The 18,644-nt window shown below is 63.3% G+C and carries 16 protein-coding genes; 2 read left to right on the top strand and 14 right to left on the bottom strand.

The features are described 5' to 3' along the window. Positions 1 to 8: 8 nt before the first annotated feature. The 7 genes from O987_RS13025 to O987_RS12995 form a co-directional block, all read right to left on the bottom strand. Positions 9 to 1,046: an acyl-CoA dehydrogenase family protein gene (locus O987_RS13025; protein WP_043372695.1), complete on the bottom strand. Its 1,038-nt coding sequence runs from the start codon at positions 1,044 to 1,046 to the stop codon at positions 9 to 11. Positions 1,047 to 1,060: 14 nt separating this feature from the next. Then, positions 1,061 to 2,218, bottom strand: coding sequence for an acyl-CoA dehydrogenase family protein (locus tag O987_RS13020; protein ID WP_043372693.1), 1,158 nt, complete (start codon positions 2,216 to 2,218; stop codon positions 1,061 to 1,063). 14 nt (positions 2,219 to 2,232) lie between these two features. Continuing rightward, on the bottom strand, positions 2,233 to 3,240 hold the full coding sequence (locus tag O987_RS13015) for a Bug family tripartite tricarboxylate transporter substrate binding protein (RefSeq protein WP_043372691.1): 1,008 nt from the start codon (positions 3,238 to 3,240) through the stop codon (positions 2,233 to 2,235). A 79-nt stretch (positions 3,241 to 3,319) separates the two neighbouring features. Continuing rightward, complete coding sequence (locus O987_RS13010; protein ID WP_043372689.1) at positions 3,320 to 3,829, bottom strand: MaoC family dehydratase; 510 nt, start codon at positions 3,827 to 3,829, stop codon at positions 3,320 to 3,322. Positions 3,830 to 3,854: 25 nt separating this feature from the next. After that, positions 3,855 to 5,084 carry a CaiB/BaiF CoA transferase family protein gene (locus O987_RS13005; protein ID WP_043372687.1) on the bottom strand — a complete coding sequence of 410 codons (1,230 nt, stop codon included), beginning with the start codon at positions 5,082 to 5,084 and terminating at the stop codon, positions 3,855 to 3,857. Next, positions 5,081 to 6,328, bottom strand: coding sequence for a CaiB/BaiF CoA transferase family protein (locus O987_RS13000; protein WP_043372685.1), 1,248 nt, complete (start codon positions 6,326 to 6,328; stop codon positions 5,081 to 5,083). The genes O987_RS13005 and O987_RS13000 overlap by 4 nt, the downstream gene beginning before the upstream one ends. Next, positions 6,325 to 7,305 (bottom strand): Bug family tripartite tricarboxylate transporter substrate binding protein, encoded by a 981-nt coding sequence (locus tag O987_RS12995; protein ID WP_043372683.1) that lies wholly within the window; start codon positions 7,303 to 7,305, stop codon positions 6,325 to 6,327. The genes O987_RS13000 and O987_RS12995 overlap by 4 nt, the downstream gene beginning before the upstream one ends. A gap of 114 nt (positions 7,306 to 7,419) precedes the next feature. On the opposite strand from O987_RS12995, the gene O987_RS12990 reads away from it, so the two are divergent. Next, positions 7,420 to 8,328, top strand: coding sequence for a LysR substrate-binding domain-containing protein (locus tag O987_RS12990; RefSeq protein ID WP_043372679.1), 909 nt, complete (start codon positions 7,420 to 7,422; stop codon positions 8,326 to 8,328). 36 nt (positions 8,329 to 8,364) lie between these two features. On the opposite strand, the gene O987_RS12985 is transcribed toward O987_RS12990, so the two are convergent. The 7 genes from O987_RS12985 to O987_RS12955 form a co-directional block, all read right to left on the bottom strand. Then, complete coding sequence (locus O987_RS12985) at positions 8,365 to 11,775, bottom strand: error-prone DNA polymerase (protein WP_043372677.1); 3,411 nt, start codon at positions 11,773 to 11,775, stop codon at positions 8,365 to 8,367. After that, a complete protein-coding gene (locus O987_RS12980; protein ID WP_043372676.1) occupies positions 11,768 to 13,276 on the bottom strand; it encodes a hypothetical protein in 1,509 nt (502 codons plus the stop codon). Before O987_RS12980 ends, O987_RS12985 begins: the two co-directional genes overlap by 8 nt. A 1-nt stretch (position 13,277) precedes the next feature. Next, positions 13,278 to 14,201 carry a translesion DNA synthesis-associated protein ImuA gene (gene imuA / locus O987_RS12975; protein WP_051962177.1) on the bottom strand — a complete coding sequence of 308 codons (924 nt, stop codon included), beginning with the start codon at positions 14,199 to 14,201 and terminating at the stop codon, positions 13,278 to 13,280. A 283-nt stretch (positions 14,202 to 14,484) separates the two neighbouring features. Next, positions 14,485 to 15,837: an HD-GYP domain-containing protein gene (locus O987_RS12970; RefSeq protein WP_043372675.1), complete on the bottom strand. Its 1,353-nt coding sequence runs from the start codon at positions 15,835 to 15,837 to the stop codon at positions 14,485 to 14,487. Between the two features lie 193 nt (positions 15,838 to 16,030). After that, on the bottom strand, positions 16,031 to 16,669 hold the full coding sequence (locus O987_RS12965; protein WP_003055433.1) for a 3-oxoacid CoA-transferase subunit B: 639 nt from the start codon (positions 16,667 to 16,669) through the stop codon (positions 16,031 to 16,033). A gap of 30 nt (positions 16,670 to 16,699) precedes the next feature. Continuing rightward, positions 16,700 to 17,176 carry a DUF3806 domain-containing protein gene (locus tag O987_RS12960; protein ID WP_043372674.1) on the bottom strand — a complete coding sequence of 159 codons (477 nt, stop codon included), beginning with the start codon at positions 17,174 to 17,176 and terminating at the stop codon, positions 16,700 to 16,702. A 3-nt stretch (positions 17,177 to 17,179) separates the two neighbouring features. Further along, the gene (locus O987_RS12955) at positions 17,180 to 17,878 is read right to left on the bottom strand and encodes a CoA transferase subunit A (protein ID WP_034375901.1); all 699 of its coding nucleotides are present in this window, start codon (positions 17,876 to 17,878) and stop codon (positions 17,180 to 17,182) included. 74 nt (positions 17,879 to 17,952) lie between these two features. Between O987_RS12955 and O987_RS12950 the strand changes: the two genes are divergently transcribed. Beyond that, positions 17,953 to 18,495: a PAS and helix-turn-helix domain-containing protein gene (locus O987_RS12950; RefSeq protein WP_003055436.1), complete on the top strand. Its 543-nt coding sequence runs from the start codon at positions 17,953 to 17,955 to the stop codon at positions 18,493 to 18,495. Positions 18,496 to 18,644: the final 149 nt, after the last annotated feature.

The following is an 18,644-nucleotide window of genomic DNA, read 5'->3' as shown; positions in this document are numbered from 1 at the left end:
GAGCGGCTTCAAGCCAGGGCCTCGACATCGGTGATCCGCCGGATCAGATCCAGTGTCATGCCCTCGTGCGACATCAGGGCCTGCCCCGCCAATGCCTGCCAATAGGCTTCGCTGCCTGCCGTCAGTCGCCATGCATGCAATCTGCGGGTGAACAGCTGCAGGTCATATTCCTCGGTGAAGCCAATCGCGCCATGAATCGCATGCGCAAGCTCCGTGACCACCAAAGCCGCCTCGCTGCAGCGTGCCTTGGCAACGGCCACACGCAATCTGTCAGGCACGATGCCGTCACCGCTGCAACCGAGCTGAGCCGCCATGCGGGCGGCAAACACATGCTCGCTCATGACTGCCAGCTGATGCTGGATCGCCTGGAACTTCCCTATAGCACGCCCAAACTGCTGACGCTCGTTCGCATATTGCAAGCTGCGCTGGAACACGTCACGCATGGCTCCCGCCATCTGCGCGGCCACCACGGTGGCCTGCAGACTACGGGGATCGAACTGCAGCCCGGGCCGGATGACGCCGGCGACCCGCAACTGCTCGGGCGCCCAGGTCAATGACGCGTCAAGCACCAGAGCGTGCGGCACAAGCTCAGCCTGTGCCACGCTCAGCAGATACCAGACCCCGGCTTCTTCTTGCACTTGCACCAGCACCGAGTCCGTGACCTGCCCGCCTCGCACCAGCGCGCAATGCAAACTGCCATCTGCCTGCATCGCGCCCTGCGCCAGCGCAATGCTGCCGGCCGGGCAGTCCATATGCGTCTGCACCAGCATGGCCCGTGCCAGCATGGTCTCTCCCAGAGGCAGAGGCAGGGCGTGGGCTCCACATTGCTCCAGCACGCCAAATATCTCGCCCAGACCCAGACCGGCACCGCCCTCTTCTTCGGCCAGCAAGGCATCGGCCAAGCCGGTTTCCTCCAGCTGCTGCCATAGTCGGGCGACAGCCGCTGAGCGGCTGCCAGCGCTCTCGATCTCCCGAATCACCTGAGGGGTGCAGCAGTCTGCCAGCACCTTGCGCGCGGCATCTGCAAACAAATCGTTATTGCTCATGAACTTGTCTCCGATCAGCGCAAACCCAGACCACGGGCGATCATGCCGCGCAGGATGTCACGCGTGCCACCGCGCAAGGAAAACGAGGGAGAAGCTTCGGTGACGTACTTGAGCGTCAGCAGCAGCTCCACCGGTACATCTTCGGCCGGCCGGGCAAACAGCTCCTCGGCAATGGCCGCCGGGATCATCTGCTCCAGTGTCGTGCCCAGCTCCTTGACCAGCGCGGCTTCAACAACAGGACTTGCTCCCTGGGTCAGCTTCTGCTGCACGGATATCGACATCGCGCGCAGCGGTGCCAGCTGCGTCAGCACTTTGCCCGCAAGCCGCATGCCGGACTCGGTGCGCCCCTGCGGCGTGCGTGCATATTGCAGCCATTGATCGAACAGCACGATGCTGGAGAACAGCCGCTCCGGGCCGCTGCGCTCGAAAGCGAGTTCGGCGGTAACCTGCTCCCAGCCCTGACCTTCGGCACCGATCAGCGCATCGGCAGACAGCTGCACATTCTCGAAAAAGACCTCGCAGAAATGGCTGTCACCCGATAGGTCCTGGATGGGACGCACCGTCACACCGGGCAATGTCAGGTCCACGATGACTTGCGACAGGCCCTTGTGACGATCCTCGGCACTGCCCGAGGTTCGCACCAGAGCAATCATGTACTGGCAGTGATGCGCGTTGGTGGTCCAGATCTTCTGGCCATTGAGCAAGAAACCCTGCTCGTTGGGAACCGCTCTAGTCCTCACACTTGCCAGATCCGATCCGGCATTGGGCTCGCTCATGCCAATACAGAAAAACACCTCGCCCCGGCAGACTCTGGGAATGTAGAACTGCTTTTGCGCTTCCGTACCGTATTTGAGGATCAGCGGTGCACTCTGTCGGTCGGCAATCCAGTGCGAACCCACGGGCGCACCGAAGTTCAGGCATTCCTCCACCAGCACATAGCGGGCAAACGCGCTGCGCTCGCCTCCGCCATAAGCTTTGGGCAAGGTCATGCCGATCCAGCCCCTTTCCCCCAGCTTGCGGCTGAGGGCCGGGTCATATCCGCTCCAGGATTTGGCGCGGACATGTGCAGGAATGTCTTTGACCGCGTCCTGCAGAAAAGCACGCACCTCGGCGCGCAGTGCCTCGCCTTCCGGCGGGATGCCTGTCAGGCTCAGTCCATCGAGAATGGTCATCGTCTTGCTTTCTCTCAGTCCAGGGACACGCCCGTGCTTTTGACAACACCTGCCCAGCGCCTGATTTCGCTCTGTATGTATTCGCCGTAGGCCTTGGGCGTGGATCCCAAGGGCTCGGTGCCCTGCACGCGCAGCTTCTCCAGCACTCCGGGGTTCCTGAGGGCCTTCATCAGCTCGGCATTCAGACGCTCCACAATCGCATCGGGCGTTTTGGCGGGCACCATCACGCCTTGCCAGGCACCGGCCTCGAACCCGGTCATGCCGCTTTCGGCCAGCGTAGGCGCCTTGGGGAAATTGGGAATCCGTCCGGCCGTGCTGACGGCCAGCAGCCGAAGCTTGCCGTCCTTGATGAAAGGTGCCACCGAATTGATGGTGTCGGTCATGAAATCGATCTGACCAGCCACCAGGTCCACGTCGGCAGGGGCGCTGCCTTTGTAGGGCACATGGCTTGCATCCATGTTGTAGTGCTGCACCACCTGAAAAGCCGCCAGGTGCGTGACATTGCCGTTGCCCGCCGAGCCGTAGGAGAGCTTGCCTTTGTGGTCCTGGGCGTACTTCACAAGCTCCTGCACGGTGTTGACAGGTACCTTGGGATTGACGACAAGTCCCAGCGGCACCACCGCCGCCAAGGCCACGGGGCGCAGGTCCCGGCTCACGTCATAGCTCTGCTTTTTGTAGAGCGAGGGGCTCAGTGCAATCGAGGAGGTGTTGTAGAGCACGGTGTAGCCGTCGGCCGGCGCCTTGGCCACCAGCGCATTGCCGATGTTGCCGTTGGCACCTGGCCGGTTGTCCACGATGACCGACTGCCCCAGTTGCTGGCCTACCTGCTGCGCCAGCACCCGTGCCACCATGTCGGTGGGACCGCCGGGCGGGAAAGGGACGATCAGCGTGATCGGCTTGCTGGGCCAGTTGTCCTGCGCCTGAACCGCACCGCAAACGGCCAGCGCGGCAGCGGCCGACGCGGCAACGACCGGCGCGGCAACGGCGAGCAGCGACGACCGACGTGAAAATCGATAACTCATCTTGTGTCTCCTGTAGTTTTCTCATCTCGGCGCACAGGGATGTGCGCACCGGTGCAAAGGCATCCGCTGCAGCGCGGACCTAAGCTCTGCGGCCGGCCAGCAGGCGCACGGCGGTATAGACCATCACCTGCTGGCGACGCTGGTTGTAGACCTCGATACGCGAACTCACCACCGCGCGACCGCCTTTGCTCGTTGGCTTGATGTCGATCACTTCGACCAGCGCCTCAATGGTGTCGCCCACCACCACAGGAGCCAGAATCTTCTGGTGCAACTCGAGCATGGCCAGGCCCGTGCCCTGGATCATGCTTTGCAGGATGAAGCCTTCGATCAAGGTATAGGTGAGCGCGCCCGGCACCGGACGTCCCTGAATGGCACCGCCGTCATAGCCGTCCTCGATGAAGATCGCCTCGAGCATGCCCGTGGTGTTGATGAAGTTGACCAGGTCGGTCTCGGTCACCGTACGGCGAAAGGTGCGCAGTTGCTGGCCTACACGCAGGTCCTGCCAGACAAAACCCTGGCCCATGCGCGGCGTGTCTGCCAGTGCCGCGGCACGGTTTTCAGTAGATGAAATCAAATTGCTCACACTCATTCTGTCTCCGCTTCATGCTGTTTGTTCAGCAGTCCTTCGACTGCAAGGCGGCAATGCGCGCATCGTCCCAGCCTGCCTCGCGCAGCAATGTCTGTGTGTGCTCGCCCAGGCGCGGGGGCATGCCTATGGGGGGTTGGGTACCGTTGATGCGCACGGACGAACGCGGAAATTTCACAACCCCCATCGCTGCGTCCTTCTTCTCGACAAAAAAGCCGGTGGCCTGCAGGTGCGGGTCATGGGGCAGATCGTCCATGCGAGTCACCGGTGCTGCTGGAATCTCCAGCTGTTCGCAGCTGGCCAGCCAATAGGCAGTGTCCTTTTGCGCCACGTAGCCGCTCATCGTCTCCAGCAGCTCGGCGATGTGGCGGGTGCGCATCGCCTGGGTGGCAAAGCGCTGGTCCTGTGCCAGCTGAGGCTGACCGACGGCCGCAAAGAAGCGGCGCCAGTGCGCATCGGTGTAAGGCATCAGGCAGACATGGCCGTCCAGCGTCCTGTAGGGCTTGCGCCAGGGCGCCATCACGCGCGGATAGCCCGCGCCACTCTGCGCGGGTGTGAAGTGCATGCCGTAGAAATGCTCCACCAGGTTGAAGCCCGCCATGGTTTCGTACATGGGCACTTCCACATAGCTGCCCTCGCCCCTGCGCTCGCGCTGGTAGAGCGCCGCCAGCACCGCATGCGCGGCCACCAGAGCGCAGGTCTTGTCGGCCGCAATCGTGGGCAGATAGCGGGCCTCTCCCGTCTGGCGCTGCATGAGATCGGCCAGGCCACTCATGCCCTGGATCACGTCGTCATATGCAGGCTGCCCGGCATAGGGGCCGTCTTCGCCAAAACCGTGCAGGCCCACATAGATGAGGCGCGGGTATTGCTTGCGCAGACTGTCCGGATCGAGCCCGAGCCTGGCCAGCTTTTGCGGGCGCATGCTGTGCATGAGCACATCGGCGCCCTGCAAAAGCGCATGCAGCGCGGCCTGCGCCTGCTCTTGCTTCAGATCCAGTACCACGCTTTTCTTGCTGCGGTTGGAGCCCATGAACATTGCCGCCATGCCAGGCTCCAGTGCCGGGCCGGTGTGGCGCGTGGAGTCGCCCTGCGGCGGCTCGATCTTGATCACCTCGGCGCCGTAGTCGGCCAGCACCTGGCTGGCCATGGGGCCGAAAATCACGCTGGAAAGGTCCAGTACCCGCACCCCTGACAATGCCCCCAGGGCCTCGTCCTGACCCGCATTGCACGTGTGCTTCAACGATTCCTGGCTGCTCATCCCAATACTCCGCTGTCCTGATAGGCCTGCATTTGCTGGGCCGACAGGCCCAGATGGCTCGCCAACAGCTCTAGTGTGTGCTGCCCCAGCTGAGGCGGTGCATGGCGGTACGTCACCGGTGTGTCCGACAAACGGATGGGGCTGGCGACCAGGGGCACCTGTCCCGCCTTGGGGTGTGTCATGGCGATCTGCATGCCGCGAGCCCTGACCTGCGGATCCTCGAACACCTCACGTACCGTGTTGATGGGACCGCATGGCACCGCATGCTGCTCCAGCAGTTGCACCCAGGCCCTGGTACTGCGCGTGAGCGTCACGCGACGGATCATCTCCACCAGTTCGGCTCTATGGGCCAGCCGCGCCGCATTGCTCCGGAAGCGCTCGTCCTCGGCCCATTCGCTCCTGCCTGCCGCTTGGCAGAAACGGGCAAACTGGCCGTCATTGCCCACGGCCAGGATCATGTGCCCGTCTTCGGTCGGGAACGCCTGGTAGGGCACCGTGTTCGGATGCGCGTTGCCCATGCGCTGCGGCACCTGGTCCCCGTACAGATAGTTCATGCTCTGGTTGGCCAGACAGGCCACGCCGACATCGAGCAAAGCCAGATCTATGTGCTGGCCGCGCCCCGTATGCTCGCGGGCCTGCAGGGCCGCCAGAATCGCCGTGCTGGCATATAGCCCGGTGAGGATGTCGGTCAGCGCCACGCCAACCTTCATGGGGCCGCCTCCGGGCTGGCCATCGGCATGGCCCGAAATACTCATCAGCCCCCCCATGCCCTGGATCAGAAAGTCATAGCCCGCACGATGCGCATAGGGACCGTCCTGGCCAAAGCCCGTGACCGAGCAGTAGACAAGGCGGGGATTCAGGGCACTAAGGCTCGCATAATCAAGCCCGTACTGCGCCAGACCGCCAGTCTTGAAGTTCTCGATCAGCACATCGCATCGAGCCGCCAGCTGACGCACGATCTCCTGGCCTTCGCCGCGGGTGAAGTCCACGGAAATCGACTGCTTGTTGCGATTGGTGCACATATAGTAGGCCGACTCCCCCGTCGGCAGGCCTTCGGGGTCGGCCACATAGGGCGGGCCCCAGGCACGCGTGTCGTCACCGCTGCCGGGTCTTTCCACCTTGATCACCTCGGCGCCCAGATCACCCAGGGTCTGTGCAGCCCACGGGCCCGCCAATACCCGCGAAAGATCGAGCACCTTGATGTGCTGCAGCGCCTGTGCCGGCCGGCTGTCATTGGCTTTCATTGCAGGGGAACCTTGGCCTTGACGACGATGCGCTTCCACAGCGCGATTTCGTTCTTCTGGAATTCATGCATCTGTGCCGGGCCGCCGGTCATGGGAATGGCCCCCAGACGCTCGTAGAAGGCACGGGTTTCATCCATCTTCGAGATGGCGGTGAAAAGTTCGGCGAGCCTGGCAGTCTCGGCGGCCGGTGTCCTGGCGCTCACCATGGCACCCACCCAGGTGTAGGCCTCGAATCCGGGCAGACCGGCCTCGGTGGCCGTGGGTATCTCGGGGGAGGTGCTCACGCGCTTGTCGGAGGCCACCGCCAGGATCTTGACGCGCCCTCCCCGGGCCAGTTCCTGCACTGCCGTGACTTCCGCGAAGGTGTAGTCCACCGTCCCTGAAGCGACGGCCGTGGTGGTCTCCCCTGCGCCCTTGAACGGCACATGCACGGTTTCGATCCTGGCTGTGTCGTTGAGCAGCTCGCCCATCAGCTGATAGCCTGCCGAGCCGGCCCCGAAATTCACCTTCCCCGGGTTGGCCCTGGCATGGCTGATCAGGCCCTTCAGGTCGGAGTAGGCCGCTTGGGGCGCGACGGCCAGCATGGCCGGCGAGCGCATCATCATGGTCAGCGGCGCAAAGTCCGTTAAGGGGTCGTAGGGCAGATGCCTGAACAGCGCCGTATTGACCGCCAGCGTTGAATTGCTGCCGATGAACACGGTATAGCCATCAGCGGGTGCCGACAGCACCTGCTTGACAGCAATAAAGCCGTTGGCTCCTGCCTTGTTTTCCACCACCACGGGCTGGCCTGTGAGCTCCTGAAGCTTGCGCCCGAAATAACGTGCCGAGGTGTCGGTGCCGCTGCCCGGACCAAATGGAACGATGAGCTTGATCGGCTTGGAAGGGAAGGCCTGGGCCTGAGCCATGGGGGGCATGCCTGCGCCGAGCAGGCCGTAGCCCAGCAAGGCCGCCAGCAGGTATCTGCGTGCTTGCTTCAAGTTTGTCTCCTGATACGGAATTGCTGCCGTGTTTTTCTTGTGAGCTCACTTTAGGCAGGCGAGAAATTAATGTCTAATATTAAAAATTTCATTTCTGATATCCATTGAATATCAATGAACCTGAAGCAACTGAACCAGTTCATCGCTCTGGCCGAAACCGGCAACTTCCACCGTGCCGCAGAGCAGTTGCATATGGCTCAGCCGCCGCTGTCCATCTCGATTCGCAAGCTGGAGGGGGAACTGGGCAGCGCCCTGTTCGATCGCACCAGCACCGGCGTCGTGCTGACGCCTGCCGGCAAGGCCATGCTGGAGAGCGCACGCGCCACCCTGTTTCATGCCGAGCAATGTCGCCAGGCTGTGCGCGATACCAGGGAGGGCGTGGGCGGCCTGATACGGCTGGGCTTTGTCGGCTCGGCCACCTACGAACTGCTGCCGCGGCTGATCCCATCGTTTCGCGACCGCTACCCCAAGGTGGGACTGGAGTTCTATGAGGCGACCAGTGCCGAAATCCTGGAAGGGCTGACGACCCGGCGCTTTGATGCCGGCCTGCTTCGCTACCCCGTGCTGGAGCTTGATGAAGGTATTGAACTCACGCCGCTGGATCAGGACGAGTTCGTGCTGGCCGTCTCGGACAGCAGCCTCCTGGCGCAGCGCGACGCCATCGCTCTGTCCGAAGCGGCGCACGAGCCCTTTGTGATGTATCCACAGGACACGGTACCCAGCCTCGCCGCGCTGGCCAAGCTACGCTGCCAGCAATCGGGCTTCACCCCCCGCATCGCCCAAGAGGCCATGCAGGTGCAGACCATCATGAGCCTGGTGGCTTCCGGCCTGGGAGTGGGACTGGTCGCAGGCGTATCGCACCTCGTTCAGCCACGCGGCGTGAAATGCCTATCCCTGCTGGACAACCCGCCCGGATTTCATGTGGGCATAGCACTGGTGCATTCGACCGTACCGGGCAGCCGGGCCGTGGAAAAGCTCATTGAACATGCGCTGCAACATGCCAAGCTGCCGGCAGCGCCCTGAATTCGCAGCGGCCAGCGCGCACCGGCCTCGGCGGGCTCAATGGAAATCCCGGCTGTTGAGTCCGACCTCGGCAAACCGCCCCAGCCAGCGGGTCACATTCCTGGCCTTCATCACGACCAGATGGCGAACCGCAGGTCCATCCCCGTTCTGGGCCTCAGGCATATTCCCTGCTGATTCCGACGCCTCCAGTTGCGGGGCCGTGCTGCGCTGCCAGATGCCCTCCACGGCCAGCAGACGCGAAGCCAGCAACGCAGAGCGCCAGCGGGCAAAGGTCTGGCTCCATACCACCAGGTTGATGACGCCGGTTTCGTCTTCGAGCGTGATGAACAGCGTGCCGTTGGCGGTAGGCGGGCGCTGGCGCACGGTAACGATGCCGCAGGCGCGTACCTTCTGGCCTGGCAGCATCTGACGCAGCTCGACTGCAGTCTTCAGCCCATGGCGTGCCAGCCTGGGACGCAGCAAGGCCAGCGGGTGGCGGCGCAGGCTCAGGCCGGTGGCGGCATAGTCGAACATGATTTCCTCACCCTCGGCGGCCTGGGGCAGCTCAAGCCTCGGCTCATGAATGGCGGCCTGCGCAAAGATGGGCGGCAGACTGACCTGCGCAGCAGCATCCCACATCTGCTGGCGGCGGTGACCGGCCAGGCTGCGCAGCGCATCCGCCGCAGCCAGGGCTTCCATATCCGCCTTGTCCAGCCGGGCCCGGATGGCCAGATCGCTCACGTCCTTCCACGGAGCCTGCGCAGCTTCACCCTCGATTCGCAGCGCTGCGGCCTTGCCCAGCCTGGCAACCCGGTTCAGCCCCAGGCGTACGGCCGGCTGGGGCTGGGCCACGCCGCGTATGGCTTGCACAGGGGCGTCCAGCGTGCAATGCCAGTGGCTATGACAGACATCGACCGGCAGCACGCGCACTCCGTGTCGGCGCGCATCCTGCACCAGTTGGGACGGCGAATAAAAACCCATGGGCTGGGCATTGAGCAGCGCCTGCAGAAAGATGGCCGGCTCATGGCGCTTGAGCCAGGCGCTCGCATAGGCCAGCAGCGCAAAGCTGTAGGCATGACTTTCAGGGAAGCCATATTCGCCAAAGCCCAGCATCTGCGCAAAGATGGCCTGAGCGAATTCCAGCTTGTAACCACGCGCCACCATACCGTCGATCAACGGGCGCTCGAACTTGTGTACGCCGCCCTTGCGCTTCCAGGCCGCCATGGAGCGGCGCAGCTCATCAGCCTTGCCCGCCGAAAACTTGGCAGCATCCATGGCGATCTGCATCACCTGCTCCTGAAAAATGGGCACGCCCAGGGTTCTCAGCAAGGCATTTTCAAGCTCCGGGTCTGGGAGCTTCAGCGCCAGCCCTCTGCGTTCGCGCTCGCGCGCCAGCAGATAGGGATGGACCATGCCGCCCTGAATCGGGCCGGGCCGCACGATGGCAACCTCGACCACCAAATCATAAAAAGTGCGCGGCTGCAGGCGCGGCAGCATGCTCATCTGGGCGCGGCTTTCGATCTGGAAAGTACCCACGGTATCGGCCTGGCAAATCATCTCGTAGGTCGCGGCATCCTCCTGCGGAATCTGGTACAGCTCCCATGGCTCGCCGCGCCAGCGGGCGCGCTCGTTCAAGGCATTGCGCAACATGGTGAGCATGCCCAGGGCCAGCACATCAACCTTGAGCAGGTTCACGACATCGAGATCGTCCTTGTCCCACTGAATGACGGAGCGCCTGGCCATCGTGGCAGGCTCCACGGGCACCAGACGCGTGAGCTTGCCCTCGGTCAGCACGAAGCCGCCCACATGCTGGCTGAGATGGCGCGGGCTGTCCTTGAGCTGCCAGGCCAGCTCTATCCAGAGCCGCAACCGATGCGCGCCCACTGCGCAATTCATTTCGCGTGCCAGCACCTCGGCCTCCTGGAGCTTGCGCTGCACCCAGTCTTCGGGCAGTGCTTCGGGCACGTGGTCCTCCTCTGCCGCATCCGCCGTCTCGGCATGCGTCTGTGCTTGCGCCTGGGCATGCTCGCTGAACCAATACTGCCCCTTGGCCAGGGCATCGATCAGATCGGCCGGCAGGCCCAGCGCCTTGCCCACATCGCGCAGCGCGCTGCGGCTGCGCCAGCAGCTGACCACGGCCGTGAGCGCGGCGCGGTCACGCCCGTACTTGCCGTAGATGTACTGAATGACCTCTTCGCGCCGCGCATGCTCGAAGTCCACATCGATATCGGGCGGCTCGCCGCGCTCCTTGCTGATAAAGCGCTCGAACAGCAGATTGCCACCATGCGGATTTACTGCGGTGATGCCCAGGCAGTAGCAGACCGCAGAATTGGCCGCCGAGCCGCGCCCCTGGCAGAGAATGCCGACGCTGCGCGCATAGCGCACGATGTCATGCACGGTGAGAAAGTACATCTCGTACTTCTTGTCCTCGATCAGCGCCAGTTCTTTGTGCAACTGGTCGTGCACTTTCTCGGGAATGCCCTGGGGATAGCGCCCCGCCGCGCCCTCCCAGGTCAGCCAGGCGAGGGTCTGCGTGGCCGTCATGCCGGGCAGCACGCTCTCTTGAGGATAGTGGTAGCGGATCTCGTCCAGAGTGAAGCTGCAGCGCCCGGCCAACTCCAGCGTCGCCTCCAGCATGGCCCTGGGATAGAGCGAAGCCAGTCTCAGACGCGAGCGCAGATGCCGCTCGGCATTGGGCTGCAGCGCAAAGCCACATTCAGCCACGGTGCGCCCCATGCGGATAGCCGTGACCACATCCTGCAGGGGCTTGCGCGAGCGCGCATGCATATGGACATCGCCGCAGGCCAGCAAGCGCAGTCCCAGCGCCGCGCCCGCCTGCTGCAGGGTCTGCAGCCACAGGCTGTCGTCGGGCGCCAGGTGCAGCTCCACGCCCAGCCAGAGGTTTTCAGCATCAAGATAGGCTGAAACGCTTTTCAGACAATCGATTACAGCTATCAAATCAGATGCATCCAGCTTCCCGCGCTGCGGCAGCAGCAGGCACTCGCAGCCTTGATTCAGCAGCTGCCAGGGGCTGGATTCATCGACCAGATAGTCCCCTTTGGCAGCCCGGCTGCGTGCAACGGTAATGAATTCACAGAGATTGCCCCAGCCCTGCAGATCACGCACCAGCACCACGACCCTGAGCGGACCCCAGGCGAATTCGCTGCCATGGATCAGATGCAGGCCGCAGTCCCGCGCCGCTTCAAAGGCGCGCACGGCACCGGCTACCGAGCATTCGTCGGTCAGCGCCAGCGCCGCATAGCCCAGGCTTTTGGCCCGGTGCACCAGCTCTGCAGGCGATGAAGCACCGCGCAGGAAGCTGAAATGCGAGAGACAGTGCAACTCGGCATAGGCCAGTGGCCCTCTGCCCATGCCCTGAGCCACGGGACTGGCCGATATCGCTGCAGGCGGCGGCCCCGCCAGCCGCAAAGCGGGAGCGGGCGGCTCGACCATGATCTGCTCAGCCATACATGCCTTGCGCAAACCAGCTGGCAGGGCTGGCGCTCATGCCCATCAGGTGTTCACTACGGACGCGCTCGCGGTAGATCCAGACATTTCCGACCACGGCGTTATAGGCCACGAAATAGTCACGCTCGGCGAGGCCGCTCGGTGCAGCAGCCTGGGCATCGCCAGCAGCATCCCACCAGCCGCACTCCAGCCTGTAGGGACCGGCCCTGAGCTGCAGCGGCCCATGCCATTGGGGACGATTGCCCTGCACGGACAAGGCCTGGGGCTGGGGCAGCAGCCAGGGCGGCCACAGGGCTTGCCAGGGGTCGGCACAGCCGAGCTGACGGCCGCGATGCGTGCCTTGCTGCCTGGGCTGCGCTCCCGCTCCAGCCTGGTTAGCGTCTCTTGCTGCAGCCGGATTCTTGCTCTGCAGCAAGGGCGCAGCAGCTTGCCAGCGCTGCATGCGCTCGGGGCGGTGGTCGGCCAGCGGCTGCACCATCTGCACGGCCTCCTCACCCCAGCGGGCGCTCAGCCGTTCCACCCATTCATGCCAGGCCAGACTGTCCGACGGGCTCTGGCCCTGGGCGGCAGGCAGGCAACTCAGCGGCTCGGCAGCCCAGGCAGCCGTCTCCAGAGCCTGCAACTCCAGCATGTCCACCGGTGCACGCCAGCGCTGCTGGCCCAGGTGCTCACGCAGCAGGCGCTGCAGATGCGCCATGCCCTGCGTGGGCTGGGCTGTGCGGATGACAAGCGATTCCCAACCCGGCAGCTCCTGGCCGTCGATACGGCGCAGATCATGGTGCCAGCGCAATTGCAGTGCCAGCACCGCATGGTGACGGGCCTGCAGCCAGGACTGCAGCGCGCGCAACAGCGGCTGCGCGGCATGGAGCACGGCATCTGCATGGTGGGCCGGATAACCCAGATCATGGCGCAGCTCGAACTGCTGAGGCAGTTGCAGCCAGTCAAGCGGCTGGGGCAGCAGACCATAGGCCTCGTCGAGCGCACGCAAGGCCTTGGCTCCAATACGGCGCGACAATCCCGCGCGCGGCAGTGCACGCACATCACCCCAGCACCGGCAACCCAGGCGCAGCAGCACGGCGCTGTGCTGCTCCAGGGCGCTCAGCGTCCATAGCGGCAGCGCATCGGCATGCGGCGATGACTCAGGCACTGCCAAAGGAGCAGAGACGGAGCCGCAAGGCCGGCCCTGCTGCAGCCGCAGCCGTGCCAACGCCTGCCAGGCCGTGCGGCCCCGTCCGCACAGCGGCTTGGCGACTGCGGACTCCGGCAGGCCTGTCGCAGCGGCCTGGCGGGCTTGCGCAAAAGCACTGTCCAGCCGCGCCAGCAAGACCTCGGCCCCGCCCCAAAGACGCTGCACCATGCTGGTCTCCATGAGCAAGGCGTCTTCGAGCAAGGCCACACGGGGCGAAAACTCCAGCGCCCACCAGCAGGCACTCTCGGGCACTGGGCTTGACTCGCTCAGGCAGGCCAGAGGCCAGGCTATCCAGTGCTCTGCACTGCCCATCTCATGCCTCCGTCATCCAAGGCGAGGCCGTTGCAGGAGCGGCGGCTGTCATGCGCCCTTGCATGAGCATGGCAGCCTCCTCGCTCTGGCGCGCATGTCTTTGTGCCTGTGCCTGCAGCACAGGCTGCCAGGCCCACTGCGAAAGCGGAAGCTGTATGGGGCGCTCCAGCAAAGGCCCACGGCGCTTCAGTATCTGTATCTGCAAACCCGGCGCCTGCTGAGTTGCGGAGACTGTCGTGACTCTCTCCAGTCTCAACCGCAATGCGGCGGGAGAGCTGCACGGCTCGGCCTGCGACTCCTGCCATAGCCACAGAGGCCGCCCCTGCGAAGCGGCAGCCAGTTGCAAGCGGCGCAGCGTGGACGTGGGAAGTTCGGGCAACCAGGCCAGCACCGCCAACACATCCCGGCAATGCAGCGCCTGCTCGCAGGCCCAGGCCAGATCCTGGGCACTGCGCCCCGGCTGCACTGCGCACAGCCGCTTCGCGTCAATGCCGGCAGCCTGCAAGGCCGGGGCGAAGGGCAGATAGGGCGGAGCCACCAGCACCAGCTGCCCCATCCGCGCATCCCCGCGAGAAGCCGCATGCTGTCGCACTCCTGCGGCCAGCGCGGGCAACAGCAAGGCCCACTCCGCATGACAGTGCGCGGGTTGCTGCAGCTGAATCAAGGCATTGCCAGGCCAGCCGCCACCGGGCAGCTCGCAGTCCAGCGCTGCATGGCCACTGGGCCAGACATTCCGGCAGGCATCCAGCTGCCAGTCCGTGCCGCGCCAGACACCGGGAATCTGTATGGCGGACAAATGCGGACTGCGCGCAACTGGCAGACCCGGCCGCACGCCCTGCCCTGCACCAGCCTGCGGCCGGACAGACTCCGTCATGCCTGGCTGTGAGCCAGGACGGGCCAAATATGTCTGGGACTGGGTGTGCATAGGAATATTCTCAAATACTGTACAAATATACAGTTACCGGAATTTCCGTACAAAACAAGGCCCTAAGGCCAGTAGCAGATGCAGCCTCCCCTTGTTGATCGGGCATCACGCGCTATCAAAAATACTTTTTCAGAATGCCGCCAGCAGACGCGGCAAAGCACGCCGCACTGCGGCGTGATGTATAAAATATTGAAGAAATACCCGCTTAGCGCGCGTCCATCAAGCGCCTGCAGCTATCAAAGTTGATGGCAGCCGTCCCGGGCCAAGCTCGTGGTCAATGCCGTCAATTGAGCGACTGCCTGTCGGCATTCATGGCCGAGCTGCGACCAGCCTGCGGCATCAACTGGGCACAGGCCTCGCACCATTCGGCCACGGCAACTTCCAGCGTGGAGCCGCCCTCCCCCAGCGTGGGCCAGCGGCGCTGGCAGTCGTTCATGATGGCCTGCAACTGCCACAGGGCCTCGCGGTTGACCAGGGCCAGCTCGCTCATGCCCAGGGCGTCATCCTTGAAATAGCTCAGCACATCGAGCTGCTGGCTGGGGTGGGAGCCCGCTTCGGCCAGCTGTTTCTGCAGTTGTGCAAGACTGGTCTCCACGGCCACCGCCGCCTGCGCATCGGGCATTTGCTGCCAGTGCTCGGGAAAGTCGCGCCTGAGCTCGCTCCATTTGCGCAGCGCAGCCTCCAGCGCCGCGATGCTGTGCGAGAACTCGGCCTGCAGCGGCGCCAGCGGCTTGCCGGGACTGATTTCGTCGTAGAGCAGCGGCAAAATCAGGTGCACCAGATCGGCCGGATAGCTCTTGTGGTTCATGCGCAGCATGAGCGAAAGGCGCTGGCCAGGCATATCCGTGAATTTCTCGAAGAAGGCCGAGACCACCTCGGCCAGCAGCAGCACCTGCCCCATGGGCGAAATGGCGTTGCCCTTGATGCCGCGCGGATAGCCGGAACCATCCATGCGTTCATGGTGCTCGAGCACGGCGATTTCCACGGCGCGCGAATACAGTTCGGTGCTGCGCACCACCAGCATGGCGGTGACGGAATGCGCGACCAGATGCTTGCGTTCCTCGCCGCTCAAGCGGTGGTCCGGGTCGGTCCAGACCGGGTCCATATAGAGCATGCCTACATCGTGCAGCAGCGCGGCCGTGGCCAGCGGCACGCATTCGCGCTCGGTCCAGCCATTCTTGAGCGCCAGAAAGATCGCCACCAGCGTCATCTGCAGGCTGTGCTGGTAGAGGTCGGTGCGCTGCTCGCGCATGACGGTGAGCTTGAAGGCAATGGCCTGGGGCAGCAGCAAGCTCTTGAGCGGTGCCAGCAGACGCTCGATATCGCCGATGGACGCCACCATGCGATGCAGCAGATCGACCTGCTCGCATTGCTGGCGCGCCAGAGCGACCAGGGATGCCACGTCGACCAGATCGCCCGTGATCAGGTTGGCATCGATGGGGTCACGCAGCTTGTGCATGACCAGACGGTCATAGAGACGACTGTCAACACGTGTGCCTTTGTCCACCAATTTCATGCCCTTGTCGGTATAGATTGCATCGCCTGTCATGACCTCCGTATGCTCGGCCATATCGGTGACTGCGCGCAAAAAATGTACATCGGTCTCGTGCCCCTGCGCACCAGCGTTCTCACTCATCAAAGCGCTCTTTTTCTGTCTGCTCAATCAAACTCGATTGTTGCAGATTGCAATAATTTGTGGGCCACAATTAAAGCAAAAACAGCTTACATCGCTTGTTCTATCAACTCCGGCAGCTATTAATTCTGCTGATTCCGCAGAAAAGCATAAAAAAAGAACCGCCGCAGCGGTTCTTGCCCGGGAGCAGCGCCGCTTATTTCAGCAGCGTCACACCGGTCTTGGACTGGATCTCGTCAAAGCTCACGCCCTCGGCGAGCTCCACCAGTTTCAGGCCCTCGGGTGTCACATCCATCACACCCAGATCGGTGATGATGCGATCCACCACGCCGAGACCCGTCAGCGGCAGGGTGCAGCTGGGCAGAATCTTCAGGTCGGTCGTACCGTCCTTTTTCTTGGCCACATGCTCCATGAGCACGATGACGCGCTTGACGCCCGCCACCAGGTCCATGGCTCCGCCCATGCCCTTGACCATCTTGCCGGGAATCATCCAGTTGGCCAGATCGCCTTTTTCGGACACCTGCATCGCGCCCAGAATGGACAGATTGATCTTGCCGCCGCGGATCATGGCAAACGACTGGTCGGAGCCGAAGATCGCCGAGCCGGGAAGCGTGGTCACGGTCTGCTTGCCGGCGTTGATCAGGTCGGCGTCGACCTGGTCTTCGGTCGGGAAGGGGCCGATGCCCAGCATGCCGTTCTCGGACTGCAGCCACACTTCCTTATCACCCGTGTGGTTGGCCACCAGTGTGGGAATGCCGATACCGAGGTTGACGTAGAAACCGTCTTCGAGTTCTTTGGCCGCGCGCGCGGCCATCTGGTCTTGGGTCCAGGGCATAAGAGCCTCCTGAATAAATCTTGATTGACGTTATTGGTAGTCGCCGGAGTCGATCATGGGCTGCAGGTGCGAAATCACACCATCGAGCAAGTGCAGCAGATCAACACTCTGGCCGTCTTCGAGCCGTTTGAGGACCATGTCGCGAGCCCCCACCTGGATGCTGGTCTCGCGGTAGCGCACAACGGGGTCGGTTCCCCACTCGTCGCTCACCATATGCCAGTCCATATCGTCCATTTCGCAGCTCAGCGCGTCCCCCAGCACCACGCCCAATCCTCGGGCCAGCAACAGGTTGTCGGCCGATACCAGGCCGCGATCGAGCAACTGCTGCAACTGAGCCAGACCCGAGCGGTCCATGCTCCAGTCGCTCAGCCCCAGTTCACGGGCCGCGACCTGGCACACCAGCAAGCGCTCGCGGTCCAGTTGCTCCAGCTCCTGCGCAGCCAGCGCACGAAAGACCGGCAGGTCGGCCTGGGCGGCAGCCTCGGGCGAATGGGACGAATCCACCATGGTTCAGGCTTCGCGCACGGTGCGCTTTTCAATGCGCTTTTCGGGATTGGCGTTGTGCACGATGCGGTGCACATAGATGCCGGGCAGATGGATGTCGTCGGGAGCGATCTCGCCCACTTCCACCAGTTCCTCGACTTCCACCACGCAGACCTTGCCGCAGGTGGCTGCTGCTGGGTTGAAGTTACGCGCCGTCAGGCGGAACTGCAGATTGCCACTCTTGTCCGCGCGCCAGGCCTTGACCAGGGACACATCCGCCACGATGGCGTGCTCCATCACATAGGTCTCACCATCGAACTCGCGCAATTCCTTGCCCTCGGCCACCAGCGTGCCCACACCGGTCTTGGTGAAGAAGGCGGGAATGCCCGCACCGCCGGCGCGCATCTTCTCGGCCAGCGTGCCCTGGGGCGTGAATTCCAGCTCCAGCTCACCGGCCAGGTACTGGCGCTCGAACTCCTTGTTCTCGCCCACGTAGCTGGAGATCATCTTCTTGACCTGGCGGGTGTCCAGCAGCTTGCCCAGGCCAAAGCCGTCCACGCCGGCGTTGTTGGATGCCACCGTGAGGTTCTTGACGCCGCTGGCGCAAACCGCATCGATCAGGGCCTCGGGGATACCACACAGGCCGAAGCCGCCAACGGCCATCAATTGCCCGTCGGCCACCACGCCCTGCAGCGCCGCTTCTGCGGATGGGTAGAGCTTTTTCACACATGTCTCCTTGAAATTGGATGCGCTACGATACTACGTACTTGAGTAAGTAGTTTTTCGTAAAGAGCAGTACCATGGTTGTGGATTACCGGCTGGCGTTCGATGCCGCCCCTGTAGGTCTCGTCATCTCGCGCAACCGCATCATGATTGACTGTAATCGGCAATTGTGTGAAATGTTCCATGCCTCGCGCGAGGTACTCATAGGACAGACGTTCCAGGTGCTATACCCCAGCGTTGACGAATACGAGCGTCTGGGCGCGCGCATCGCTCCCATCCTGAACACCACGGGCATCTACTCCGACAACCGCATCATGAAGCGCGCCAATGGCGAGGTATTCTGGTGCCATGTCAGCGGTCGCACGCTGGACCGCAACGATCCCCATGCCTCGGGCATCTGGAGCTTCGAGGACCTCTCGGCCCACCGCCCCGTCAAGGCCGAGCTCACGGGCCGCGAACGCGAAGTGGCGGCACGTCTTCTCGAAGGCATGACCAGCAAGGAAATCGGCAAGGCACTGGCCATCAGCCATCGCACCGTGGAAATCTACCGCGCCCGGCTGATGCGCAAATACGGCGCCTCCACCGCAGCCGATCTGGTGCACAAGCTGGTAGCCGGCTGAGCCGCTGCCACAGCTGAGGCCGGGTAGGTCAACGACCTGATTTGATGGCTCATGCTTGTGCAAACAGGCAGGCTCGCATACGCTCAAAAAGTCACAGTCTCAGTCACTTTGCGAAGTACCTGAACCCGACTTTGCGTCGGCTCAAGACT

The organism is Comamonas testosteroni TK102 (genome assembly GCF_000739375.1).
GTDB classification, from domain to species: domain Bacteria; phylum Pseudomonadota; class Gammaproteobacteria; order Burkholderiales; family Burkholderiaceae_C; genus Comamonas; species Comamonas brasiliensis.
Note: the sequence above shows the minus strand (reverse complement) of the source record. Positions and strands in the feature narration are given on the sequence as shown.

Bases quoted from the DNA above. Each gene is read 5' to 3' on its own strand.
- O987_RS13015 (WP_043372691.1), bottom strand. From the start codon at position 3,240: ATGAGTTATCGATTTTCACGTCGGTCGTCGCTGCTCGCCGTTGCCGCG.
- O987_RS12960 (WP_043372674.1), bottom strand. From the start codon at position 17,176: ATGGTGGATTCGTCCCATTCGCCCGAGGCTGCCGCCCAGGCCGACCTG.
- imuA (WP_051962177.1), bottom strand. From the start codon at position 14,201: ATGCACACCCAGTCCCAGACATATTTGGCCCGTCCTGGCTCACAGCCA.
- O987_RS13005 (WP_043372687.1), bottom strand. From the start codon at position 5,084: ATGAGCAGCCAGGAATCGTTGAAGCACACGTGCAATGCGGGTCAGGAC.
- O987_RS13000 (WP_043372685.1), bottom strand. From the start codon at position 6,328: ATGAAAGCCAATGACAGCCGGCCGGCACAGGCGCTGCAGCACATCAAG.
- O987_RS12965 (WP_003055433.1), bottom strand. From the start codon at position 16,669: ATGCCCTGGACCCAAGACCAGATGGCCGCGCGCGCGGCCAAAGAACTC.
- O987_RS13010 (WP_043372689.1), bottom strand. From the start codon at position 3,829: ATGAGTGTGAGCAATTTGATTTCATCTACTGAAAACCGTGCCGCGGCA.
- O987_RS12950 (WP_003055436.1), top strand. From the start codon at position 17,953: ATGGTTGTGGATTACCGGCTGGCGTTCGATGCCGCCCCTGTAGGTCTC.
- O987_RS12980 (WP_043372676.1), bottom strand. From the start codon at position 13,276: ATGGGCAGTGCAGAGCACTGGATAGCCTGGCCTCTGGCCTGCCTGAGC.
- O987_RS12990 (WP_043372679.1), top strand. From the start codon at position 7,420: ATGAACCTGAAGCAACTGAACCAGTTCATCGCTCTGGCCGAAACCGGC.
- O987_RS13020 (WP_043372693.1), bottom strand. From the start codon at position 2,218: ATGACCATTCTCGATGGACTGAGCCTGACAGGCATCCCGCCGGAAGGC.
- O987_RS13025 (WP_043372695.1), bottom strand. From the start codon at position 1,046: ATGAGCAATAACGATTTGTTTGCAGATGCCGCGCGCAAGGTGCTGGCA.
- O987_RS12970 (WP_043372675.1), bottom strand. From the start codon at position 15,837: ATGAGTGAGAACGCTGGTGCGCAGGGGCACGAGACCGATGTACATTTT.
- O987_RS12985 (WP_043372677.1), bottom strand. From the start codon at position 11,775: ATGGCTGAGCAGATCATGGTCGAGCCGCCCGCTCCCGCTTTGCGGCTG.